This window comes from Caproiciproducens sp., from assembly GCF_053840905.1.
Genome location: NZ_JBNLXQ010000029.1, coordinates 1 through 9,728 on the forward strand (window position 1 = coordinate 1; position 9,728 = coordinate 9,728).

The window sequence follows — 9,728 nt, forward strand, 5'->3', positions numbered from 1 at the left end:
ATTCCCAGCCAAAAACCTTTTCCGATCTTTTGCAGGTTTCCGGCCTTTCACACGGTACGGATGTCTGGCTCGGCAACGCGCAGGACCTGATTAAAAACAAGACCTGCACCATCGCGGAGGTAATCGGAACCAGGGACAGCATTATGACTTACCTGCTGCACAAAGGGCTGGAACCGAAAATGGCGTTTAAAATCATGGAGATCACCCGTAAGGGCAAGGCCTCCAAGCTTTTGACGGAAGAACATATTCAGGCGATGAAAGAGCATCATGTACCTCAGTGGTATATTGATTCCTGTATGAAGATCAAGTACATGTTCCCGAAAGCGCACGCGGCGGCATATATGATTTCCACCCTGCGTCTCGGGTGGTACAAGGTACATAAGCCGGTCGAGTACTACGCCGCTTATTTTACCGTGCGCGGAGAGGACTTTGACGGCGCAACCGTCATGAAGGGCAGGGAAGCCGTCCGCAGGCGCATGAATGAAATCAGCATGAAGGGCAAGGAAGCAAGTGCGAAAGAAGAGGCCGCCTATGCTACTTTCCAGATCATCAACGAAATGCTTGCCCGGGGAATCGAGGTTCTTCCGGTCGATCTTTATCAGTCCGACGCGAAAAAATATCTGGTCGAGAATGGAAAAATCAGGCTGCCGTTTTCCTCTCTTTCGGGTGTGGGGGAAGCCGCGGCAAACAGTCTCGCGGCCGCAAAGGAAAACGGGCCCTATATTTCTGTCGACGATCTTCAGACCCGCTCCAAGGTTTCCAAATCCGTGATTGAAACGCTCAAGGAAGCCGGGGCGCTTGCCGGGCTGCCGCAAAGCAGCCAGATGACATTATTTGGTTGACAAAGAGTAGTTTAGTGTGATATTATATTACCATACTAAAGCGTTCAACGGAAAGTCTATAGGTGTATTGGATGAAAAAATATAACAAAGTCACTCCGGAGGGGACGAAAGACCTTCTTTTTGAAGAATGCCTGGTGCGCAGGGATGTGGAGAAAACCCTGAGGGATGTGTTTTCTTCCAGAGGCTTCAATGAAGTGGTTACTCCCGGTTTGGAGTTCTATGATGTGTTTGACCCGAATTTTTCCGGAATCGGGCAGGAGGTCCTGTATAAAATGTCCGACCGCCGCGGAAGGCTGACGGTGATGCGGCCGGACTCCACCATGCCGATCGCGCGTCTGGCCGCGACCAGACTGCAGGCCTTACCGAAGCCGATCAGGCTTTTTTACACGCAGCCCATCTACCGCAACAATCCGGCACTGACGGGCCGCAGCGACGAAACGGTCCAGACCGGGATCGAGCTTCTCGGTGCGGATGGAATGCGCGCGGACCTTGAAGTGATCGTGACGGCGATCGAGGCGCTGGGAAAGTGTGTCCCTGATTTTCGGTTTGAACTGGGTCACGCCGGACTTTTCCGCGCATTGGCCGAGCAGCTGCCTATTTCCGACGACCTGCGCGAGGATATCCGCAGCGCCATCGAATCGAAAAATTACGCGTCGCTGAACAGAATCCTTGACGGTCTGGAGGAATCCCGGCCGGTAACGGCGATGCGCACGCTTCCGCGCCTTTTCGGCGGGGAAGAGGTGTTTGCGCATGCGGAGCCGTTTTGCTCCGACGAAAAGTCCGGAGGAATGCTGGAATACCTGCACGAGCTTTACCGTTCCCTGAGCCGCCGCGGCCTTGGCGATAAGATGATCGTCGATTTGGGCCTGGTACAGCGCAACGATTATTACACCGATATCGTTTTCAGCGCTTACGTGGAAAACTGCGGCGACGCAGTCCTTCTGGGCGGAAGGTACGACAACCTTCTCGGTTGCTTTGACTTTCCGATGCCGGCTATCGGGTTCGCGATCAACGTGGACGCGATTTCCAAAATCATGCTGGAACGCGGTACGCTCTATTCCGTTATGCCGGCGGACGTTCTGGTCCACGGAGAGACCGGTTTTGAGATGGAAGCCCTGAATTATGCTTCCACACTGATTGAAAAGGGTCTGAAATGTGAAAACAGTCTTTTTGAGACAAAAGAAAAAGCGCTGGAATATGCGAAAACGCGCGGAATCAGGCGCGTGGACTGTATCGGAGACCGTGTTGAGACCATAAATCTGACATAGGGTTGGGAAAAGATGAAACCACTTAGAATCGCCCTTACGAAGGGCAGGCTTGAAAATGATACCGTTGCCTTATTTGAGAAAATCGGCTTTGACTGTTCCGCCGTCAGAAAGAAAGGGCGCAAACTGATTCTGCCGGTCGGCGGGAACCGGTTCGAGGTGGTCCTTGCCAAAGCCGCAGACGTCATCACCTACGTGGAGCACGGCGTCTGTGACCTGGGAGTCGTGGGAAAAGATACGATTCTGGAGCATGGAAGCGGTTTTTATGAAGTGCTGGACCTCGGTTTCGGCAGATGCAAATTTGCGCTTGCCGGTCCGAAGAACCGGGATTTTTTCAGCGGATATTCCTCTAAAACCATTGCTACGAAGTACCCGAATGTCGCCAGAAATTACTTTGAAAGCAAAGGAATGGACGTCAGGATCATAAAAATTGAGGGGTCTGTCGAGCTGGCGCCGCTTCTGGGCCTTTCCGACGCGATCGTGGACATTGTTGAGACAGGTTCTACCCTGAAGGAAAACGGACTCGAAGTGATGGAAAGCATCTGTGATATTTCCGCAAGACTGATTGTCAACGCGGCAAGCATGAAAATCCGCAAAACGGAAATAGAGAGCCTTGTGGAAGAGATGGACCGGGCAAGGGAGGGAACAGCGTGATACAGCTTGTGAGAAAGGGCGTCAGCCGCGATTTTATCAGTCGGCTGAAACAAAGGAATGAAGAAACTGACCGGGCGGTGGAATCGGCCGTTTCGGAAATCATTGAAAATGTACGCCGTCACGGCGACGACGCGGTTCGCGGATACACCCTGAAATTTGACGGCAGCCAGCCCGAAAAAACGGAGATTTCCGCCGCGGAAATGAAGGATCTTATCAACCGATGTGAACCGGAGTTTTTATCCGCGCTCGCCAGAGCCGCGGAGAACATCAGGGACTTTCATTCCCGGCAGAAACAGCAGAGCTGGTTTCAAACCGATGAAAGCGGAGTGATGATGGGTCAGCGCATTCGCGGCCTGTCAAAAGTCGGGATCTATGTGCCGGGCGGAACGGCGGCTTACCCTTCTTCCGTCCTGATGAATGCGATTCCCGCCAAAATTGCCGGAGTAAAAGAAATCATCATGGTGACGCCTCCCGGAAAAGACGGAAAGCCCAATCCGGATATCCTGGCGGCGGCGCTGACCGCGGGGGTCGACCGCGTTTTTCTGGTCGGCGGGGCGCAGGCGGTCGCGGCGCTTGCGTTCGGGACCGAAACCATCCCCAAGGTCGATAAAATTGTCGGCCCGGGAAATATTTATGTAGCCACCGCCAAAAAGCAGCTTTACGGCACCGTCGATATCGATATGATCGCCGGCCCGAGCGAAATCCTGATTATCGCGGACGAAACGGCGCGTCCGGAATTTCTGGCGGCGGACCTGATGTCTCAGGCCGAACACGACGTGCTTGCCTCCGCTATTCTGCTGACGACTTCAGAGAAAATCGCGGAGCAGACGGTTGCCCAGATTGACCGGCAGCTGCCAAAGCTGTCGCGCAGGGAAATCATTTCCAAATCACTGGACCGTTTTGGCGCGGTGGTGGTATGCGAAAGCATGGAGGAAGCCGTTTCCTTTGCCAACGAGCTGGCGCCGGAGCACCTTGAGGTTTGCGCCGCAAACCCGATGGAATATATCGGAAAAATCGACAACGCCGGTTCCGTTTTTCTCGGCAACTATTCGCCGGAGCCGCTTGGCGACTATTTCGCGGGACCGAACCATGTTTTGCCCACCAGTGGGACCGCGCGCTTTTTCTCCCCGCTTTCGGTGGACAGCTTTATCAAGAAATCCAGCTTTATCTATTATACGGAAGATGCGTTGAAATCGGCGCAGAAGGATATTATTCAGCTCGCAGAGGCCGAGGGCCTGACTGCTCACGCGAATTCGATTAAAGTGAGGCGCTGAAATGGCTTACCGGTTAAATGAAAAAATCAGGGATCTGCGCCCGTATGACCCGATTACCGGCCACTATCCGATTCGTCTGGATGCCAACGAGTCCTTTCTTCCCATTCCAAACCGGATTGCATTGAAAATCATGGAATCGGCGGCGTTTACCGCTTATAACCGGTACCCGGATCCGTTGGCGTCGGAGCTTTGCGAAAGCTTTGCGAAGTTTTATCAGGTCAATCCCGCCCATGTCACGGCCGGAAACGGTTCCGACGAACTGATATCCGTTATCTGCGGCGCCTTTTTAATGAAGGGCGATGCGATGCTGACGGTGTCCCCGGATTTTTCCATGTATCGCTTTTACGCCTCCATTGTGGAAGCGAAAAGCATTGTCTACGCCAAAAATCCCGATCTGACCATCGACGTGGGTCGGGTCATTGAACTCGCCAATGCAAACGACGTCAGGCTGATTCTTTTTTCCAATCCGTGCAATCCCACTTCGCTTGGGCTGCGAAAAGAGGAAATCCGGCGGCTGATTACATCGGTAAAGGCGCTGGTGGTGCTTGACGAAGCCTATATGGACTTTTGGGACCAGTCCCTGCTGGATGAGGTGGAGCAATACGATAATCTCATGATTCTGAGAACCTGCTCCAAAGCGTTTGGCATGGCCGCAATCCGGCTCGGGTTTGCCGTAGCGAATCCGACGCTGACAAACGCGCTGAAAGCGGTCAAATCGCCCTATAACGTGAACTCCCTCACTCAGAAAATCGGTTCCCTTATTTTAAAGGAATCCGATTTAATCCGTTCCGGTATCAACGACATCGTTGCTTCCCGGAATATGCTTTATTCGGAAATGATGCGCATAGAAAAGAACAACAGCGAAAAAATGCATGTGTATCCCACCGCAACCAATTTTGTATTCCTTCAGATTGCCCAGGCGGAGGAAATTTTTCTCGCCTTATTAAAATCAGGGATTGCCGTCCGCTTTATGGGCGATTTTCTGCGGGTGACGGCAGGTACGATGGAAGAAAACAAAGAGTTTATCAAAGTTTTTGAAACAGTGATTCAATAACAAAGGGAGGCGGAAAAATGAGGACGTCGGTACAAAAACGCAAAACCAAGGAAACGGATATTGCCGTTTCGCTTTCTCTTGACGGCGGCGAAGTGAGCATTTCAACCGGAATCGGTTTTTTTGACCATATGCTCAATGCCTTTGCCGTACACGGAGGCTTTGGACTCACTGTGGAAGCGGTCGGCGATTTGGAGATCGACGGCCATCACACAGTTGAGGATGTCGGCATCGTTTTGGGAAAAGCCTTTGCGGAGGCCCTTGGAGACAAATCGGGGATCGCCCGTTTCGGCACCTTTTTTGTTCCCATGGATGAAGCGCTTGCCTTTGCCTCCGTCGATATCAGCGGAAGGCCGTACCTTGTTTTTCAGGCGGAGTTCGAGCAGGAACGGGTGGGGGAATTCGATACCTGCCTGACGGAAGAATTCCTGCGCGCCTTCGCGTTCAACGCCGGGATCACGCTCCACACACGGATTGAATACGGCAAAAACGCGCACCATGAGATCGAAGGAATGTTCAAGGCCGTCGCCCACGCCATGCGGCTGGCGGTTGAACAAACTTCCGACGGGGTGCTCTCCACAAAGGGGTCTTTGTAATTTCAAGAATAGGAGACGGCTATGGTTATTTTGCCCGCAATCGATCTTAAAGACGGCGAATGCGTGCGTCTGGTAAAGGGCGATTACAGCACGGCGCATAAAGTGGCGCAGGACGCGGTGTCCACCGCCAGGGTTTTTGAGTCTGCGGGAGCGAAGTGGCTGCATGTTGTCGATCTGAACGGCGCAAAAGCGGCTCATCCCGTGAATTCGGAAATCGTTTTTAAAGTACTGCAGGATTCCGGGCTGAAGATAGAAATCGGCGGCGGAATCAGAAGCATGGAAACGATTGATTTTTATCTTTCCAACGGTGTGTCGAGAGTCATTTTAGGTTCTTCGGCCCTGAACGATCCCCATCTTGTCAAGAAATCTGTTCAGAGCTATGGCGAGCGCATTGCGGTGGGAATCGACGCTTTAAACGGTAAGGTTGCCGCGCAGGGCTGGACGGAAACCTCAACGGTGGACTATCTTGAGCTTGCCAAAAGGATGGAGCAGTACGGAGTAAAGCATATTATCTTTACAGATATTTCCCGGGACGGCACTTTGACCGGCCCGAATCTGGAAATGCTGGACCGGCTGAATCATGCGGTTTCCTGTCATATTATTGCGAGCGGCGGTGTCAGCAGCCTTGCGGATATCGCGGATTTACTGGATTTGAAGCTGTATGGGGCAATCTGTGGGAAATCCCTGTACACCGGTGCGCTCGATTTGAAAGCAGCGATTGCGCTTTGCGGGGAGGAAAAAACAAATGGAATGTATTGATGGAAAGGATAACACCTTTATAGACCGATTTTTTCAAAAATCCGATCTGCTTCCGGCGATCGTTCAGGAATACGGAACAAACGAAGTTTTGATGCTGGCCTATATGAATCGGGAGTCCATGAGAAAAACGCTTGAGACAGGATATACTTGGTTTTACAGCCGTTCCCGCCGGGAGCTTTGGAATAAAGGCGCGACCTCCGGGCATCTGCAGAAGGTTGTGAGCATCCATGGCGACTGTGATGACGACACCCTTCTGGTCGTCGTCAGACAGACCGGCGCCGCCTGCCACACGGGCGCGCACAGCTGCTTTTTTAATGAAATCTGGAGGGATAACGATGCTTGATACCTGGCAGGAGCTATACAGTACCATACAGAGCAGAAAAGAAACCCGTGCGGAAGGGTCCTATACCTGTTACCTGTTTGACAAAGGCCTTGATAAGATCCTGAAAAAATGTGGGGAAGAGTGCAGCGAGGTGATGATCGCCGCCAAAAACGGAGACAATGCCGAAACCGTCCTTGAACTATCGGATCTGCTGTATCATCTGACCGTTTTAATGGTCAACGAAGGCATCTCCCTGGAAGATATTCAGGCTGAGCTGGAAAAGCGCAGTGAAAAAACGGGGAACCTGAAAACCTTCCATCAGGCAGATAAAAACAGCTGAAAAAAGCCGGCGCATTTGCGCCGGCTTTTTTCAGCACGGGCGGTCGATCCAACCGCGTTTGCCCCCATGGCGCGATTTCCCGACGTCCGGCGGGTTTTTAGTATCGCGTAAGGGGTCACGCCCAGCTGTGAAAATCTTTTAAGAACCAGATATCCTTTGCTTCATATTCCGAACCGTTCAGGTAATTCAAAATTCCCGCGTCCGTGTCAAAGGTGAATTTCAGCTTGTAGGAATAAAGGGCCTGATAGGAAAATCCGGTTTGTTTATTGATCGCGTTCGTGCCGTACTTTCCGTCCCCGGCGAGCGGGTGGCCGACGGAAGCAAGGTGCGCGCGGATTTGGTGGGTGCGGCCGGTCAGGAGCTCCACCTCCAGCAGGCTGAAGCTTCCGCGCTCTTCAAGCACCCGGTAGCGCGTTTTGATCGATTTGGTATCCGCGGTGGGCCTGTGGGAAATATAGACGCGGTTCTGGCTTTCGTTTTTTTCGAGAAAGCCTTCCAGCACCGCTGCTTTCGGCTTCATTTTTCCATGGACAATGCAGAGATATAGCTTCTGCATTTCGCGTTTTTTTACTTTTTCATTCATGATGCGGAGGGTTTCCGCGTTCTTCGCCGCCATTACGATGCCGCCGGTGTTCCGGTCGATCCGGTTGATCAGGGCCGGGGCGAACGAATTTTCGTTTTCGGGGCGGTATTCCCCTTTTTCATATAAATAATGCTGAACGCGGGCAATCAGGGAATCAAAATGATAATTTTCATCCGGGTGTACGATCAATCCCGGCTTTTTATCTAAAATCATGATATTTTCGTCTTCATAAATCACCGTGAGCTTGTTCGGCGCTTTCAGAAAGTCGTATTCCTTTTGCTCCTGCTGAAAAAATTCATCTTTTAAATACAGGGTGAGAACGTCGCCCTCGTTCAGTCGGGTGGAAATTTCACACCGCTTCCCGTTGAGCTTGATATCTTTTTTACGGATGCTTTTGTACATCATGGATTGGGGGAGGTTGCCGAAGGATTTCGTGAGAAACTTGTCCAGCCTCTGTCCGGCGTCGTTTGCGCCTACGGTTATTTCTTTCATATGGAAATACTCCTAACTTGATACATTTTCAGTGCTTCCGCCTTCCCGATTATATCACGGATCAGGCCGCAGCAACAGTCGGAAATACTTTTCAAAAGCGATTTTTTAGTATATAATAGAATGAAATATGCGAGAAGGAGAACGGATTATGATAACACAGCAAAGGGTCATGGAGATTTTGGAAGAGGCCGGGGTTTTGCTGCAGGGGCATTTCAAATTGACCTCCGGCAGGCACAGCAACAAATACCTCCAGTGCGCCAGGATTTTTCGCAATACAAGGTACAGTGAGGAGCTTTGCGCGGCCCTTGCGGAACAGTATTGTCACGATCATGTTCAGATCGTCATCGGACCGGCGATGGGGGCGGTCCAGATGGCTTACGAAGTCAGCCGCGCGCTCCGCTGCGAAAACTTTTTTACCGAGCGCGGCGAGGACGGGAAAATGGCTTTGCGGCGCGGCTTCGCCGTAAACCCCGGGGACAGGGTGCTTGTGGTGGAAGACGTGGTGACGACCGGCGGATCGGTCCGCGAGGTGATCGAGCTGGTAAAGGAAGCCGGCGGCGAAGTGGTCGGCGTCGGTTCCATTGTTGACCGGACAGGCGGAAAAATCGATTTCGGCGTTCCCTTTAAGGCGGTCGTTTCCGTTGAAGTGGAGTCCTGGGAACCGGAGGAATGTCCTTTGTGCAAGGCCGGTGCTCCGGCGCCCGTCAAACCGGGCAGCAGAAAAATCTGATGGATGATTGGGGGGCGGGCGTCGTTGGAGGAAAACAGGGAAAGAAGCGGGGAACAGCCGCCGAAAATCAGTGACGAAGCCCGGCCCGTGCACGGCGGCCACAGGGACCGCGTGAAAAACAGATTTCGGAAGGACGGGCTTGACGCTTTTGAGCCGCACGCGGTTCTGGAGCTGCTTCTTTTTTACGCGATTCCTTTAAAGGATACGAATCCCGTCGGCCATGCGCTCCTGCGGAAATTCGGGTCGCTGTCGGGGGTGTTCGACGCGCCCTATGAAGAACTGATGAAGGTGGAGGGCGTGGGGAAGTCGGCGGCGACGCTGATCAAACTCATTCCGCAGCTGTGCCGCCGTTACCAGGAAAATTTGGATAAAGACAAAAATGTGATTTTCAGTTATAATGAAGCAGGCAGGCTTTTGACCCGCAAATTTATCGGCCGTTCGGACGAGGTCATCGTACTGATGCTCCTCGACAGCAAAAACCGGCTGATTTACTGCGACGTGGTCAATGAAGGCACCGTTGCCACCGCCAATATTTATATCAGGAAGATCGTCCGGCTTGCGGTGGAGTATAACGCGGCTTACGCGATTCTGTCACATAATCATCCGAGCGGAGACTGTCTGCCGTCAAAACAGGATTTAAGCTCCACACAGTGGGTCTATGAAGCGCTGAACATTGTGGAAGTGAAGCTCATCGATCATATGATCGTGAGCGGCAACGATTATTTTTCAATCGCGAAAAGCGGAATCATGCCGGGAATTTTTGATGTCGGATTTGATACGGAGTAAAAAATGGATTTTAAATTAGTTTCACAATATCAGC

The 9,728-nt window shown here is 52.1% G+C and carries 12 protein-coding genes; 11 read left to right on the plus strand and 1 reads right to left on the minus strand.

From position 1 onward, the window contains the following. The 9 genes from ACQGQ5_RS15760 to hisE form a co-directional block, all read left to right on the plus strand. A partial coding sequence (locus ACQGQ5_RS15760; protein WP_455737420.1) for a helix-hairpin-helix domain-containing protein occupies window positions 1–842 on the plus strand: 842 nt, incomplete at its 5' end. Window positions 843–913: 71 nt separating this feature from the next. After that, complete coding sequence (gene hisZ, locus ACQGQ5_RS15765) at window positions 914–2,110, plus strand: ATP phosphoribosyltransferase regulatory subunit (protein ID WP_455737421.1); 1,197 nt, start codon at window positions 914–916, stop codon at window positions 2,108–2,110. Between the two features lie 12 nt (window positions 2,111–2,122). Further along, window positions 2,123–2,761: an ATP phosphoribosyltransferase gene (gene hisG / locus ACQGQ5_RS15770; RefSeq protein ID WP_455737422.1), complete on the plus strand. Its 639-nt coding sequence runs from the start codon at window positions 2,123–2,125 to the stop codon at window positions 2,759–2,761. Next, window positions 2,758–4,035: a histidinol dehydrogenase gene (gene hisD / locus ACQGQ5_RS15775; protein ID WP_455737423.1), complete on the plus strand. Its 1,278-nt coding sequence runs from the start codon at window positions 2,758–2,760 to the stop codon at window positions 4,033–4,035. Before hisG ends, hisD begins: the two co-directional genes overlap by 4 nt. A gap of 1 nt (window position 4,036) precedes the next feature. Further along, window positions 4,037–5,089 (plus strand): histidinol-phosphate transaminase, encoded by a 1,053-nt coding sequence (gene hisC / locus ACQGQ5_RS15780; protein WP_455737424.1) that lies wholly within the window; start codon window positions 4,037–4,039, stop codon window positions 5,087–5,089. Between the two features lie 17 nt (window positions 5,090–5,106). Further along, window positions 5,107–5,682, plus strand: a complete 576-nt coding sequence (hisB, locus tag ACQGQ5_RS15785; protein ID WP_455737425.1) for an imidazoleglycerol-phosphate dehydratase HisB — start codon at window positions 5,107–5,109, stop codon at window positions 5,680–5,682. Between the two features lie 21 nt (window positions 5,683–5,703). Beyond that, a complete protein-coding gene (gene hisA / locus ACQGQ5_RS15790; protein WP_455737426.1) occupies window positions 5,704–6,441 on the plus strand; it encodes a 1-(5-phosphoribosyl)-5-[(5-phosphoribosylamino)methylideneamino]imidazole-4-carboxamide isomerase in 738 nt (245 codons plus the stop codon). Then, complete coding sequence (gene hisI, locus ACQGQ5_RS15795) at window positions 6,428–6,784, plus strand: phosphoribosyl-AMP cyclohydrolase (protein WP_455737427.1); 357 nt, start codon at window positions 6,428–6,430, stop codon at window positions 6,782–6,784. Before hisA ends, hisI begins: the two co-directional genes overlap by 14 nt. Continuing rightward, a complete protein-coding gene (gene hisE, locus ACQGQ5_RS15800; protein ID WP_455737428.1) occupies window positions 6,777–7,103 on the plus strand; it encodes a phosphoribosyl-ATP diphosphatase in 327 nt (108 codons plus the stop codon). Before hisI ends, hisE begins: the two co-directional genes overlap by 8 nt. A 115-nt stretch (window positions 7,104–7,218) precedes the next feature. Here the strand turns inward: hisE and ACQGQ5_RS15805 are convergent, their stop codons facing one another. Next, window positions 7,219–8,178 carry an RluA family pseudouridine synthase gene (locus ACQGQ5_RS15805; RefSeq protein ID WP_455737429.1) on the minus strand — a complete coding sequence of 320 codons (960 nt, stop codon included), beginning with the start codon at window positions 8,176–8,178 and terminating at the stop codon, window positions 7,219–7,221. A 148-nt stretch (window positions 8,179–8,326) separates the two neighbouring features. On the opposite strand from ACQGQ5_RS15805, the gene pyrE reads away from it, so the two are divergent. Then, complete coding sequence (gene pyrE, locus ACQGQ5_RS15810) at window positions 8,327–8,908, plus strand: orotate phosphoribosyltransferase (protein ID WP_455737430.1); 582 nt, start codon at window positions 8,327–8,329, stop codon at window positions 8,906–8,908. A 24-nt stretch (window positions 8,909–8,932) separates the two neighbouring features. Then, window positions 8,933–9,694 (plus strand): JAB domain-containing protein, encoded by a 762-nt coding sequence (locus tag ACQGQ5_RS15815; RefSeq protein ID WP_455737431.1) that lies wholly within the window; start codon window positions 8,933–8,935, stop codon window positions 9,692–9,694. Window positions 9,695–9,728 lie beyond the last annotated feature (34 nt).

Bases quoted from the DNA above. Each gene is read 5' to 3' on its own strand.
- hisE (WP_455737428.1), top strand. From the start codon at position 6,777: ATGCTTGATACCTGGCAGGAGCTATACAGTACCATACAGAGCAGAAAA.
- hisA (WP_455737426.1), top strand. From the start codon at position 5,704: ATGGTTATTTTGCCCGCAATCGATCTTAAAGACGGCGAATGCGTGCGT.
- hisZ (WP_455737421.1), top strand. From the start codon at position 914: ATGAAAAAATATAACAAAGTCACTCCGGAGGGGACGAAAGACCTTCTT.
- hisI (WP_455737427.1), top strand. From the start codon at position 6,428: ATGGAATGTATTGATGGAAAGGATAACACCTTTATAGACCGATTTTTT.
- ACQGQ5_RS15805 (WP_455737429.1), bottom strand. From the start codon at position 8,178: ATGAAAGAAATAACCGTAGGCGCAAACGACGCCGGACAGAGGCTGGAC.
- hisB (WP_455737425.1), top strand. From the start codon at position 5,107: ATGAGGACGTCGGTACAAAAACGCAAAACCAAGGAAACGGATATTGCC.
- hisC (WP_455737424.1), top strand. From the start codon at position 4,037: ATGGCTTACCGGTTAAATGAAAAAATCAGGGATCTGCGCCCGTATGAC.
- pyrE (WP_455737430.1), top strand. From the start codon at position 8,327: ATGATAACACAGCAAAGGGTCATGGAGATTTTGGAAGAGGCCGGGGTT.
- hisG (WP_455737422.1), top strand. From the start codon at position 2,123: ATGAAACCACTTAGAATCGCCCTTACGAAGGGCAGGCTTGAAAATGAT.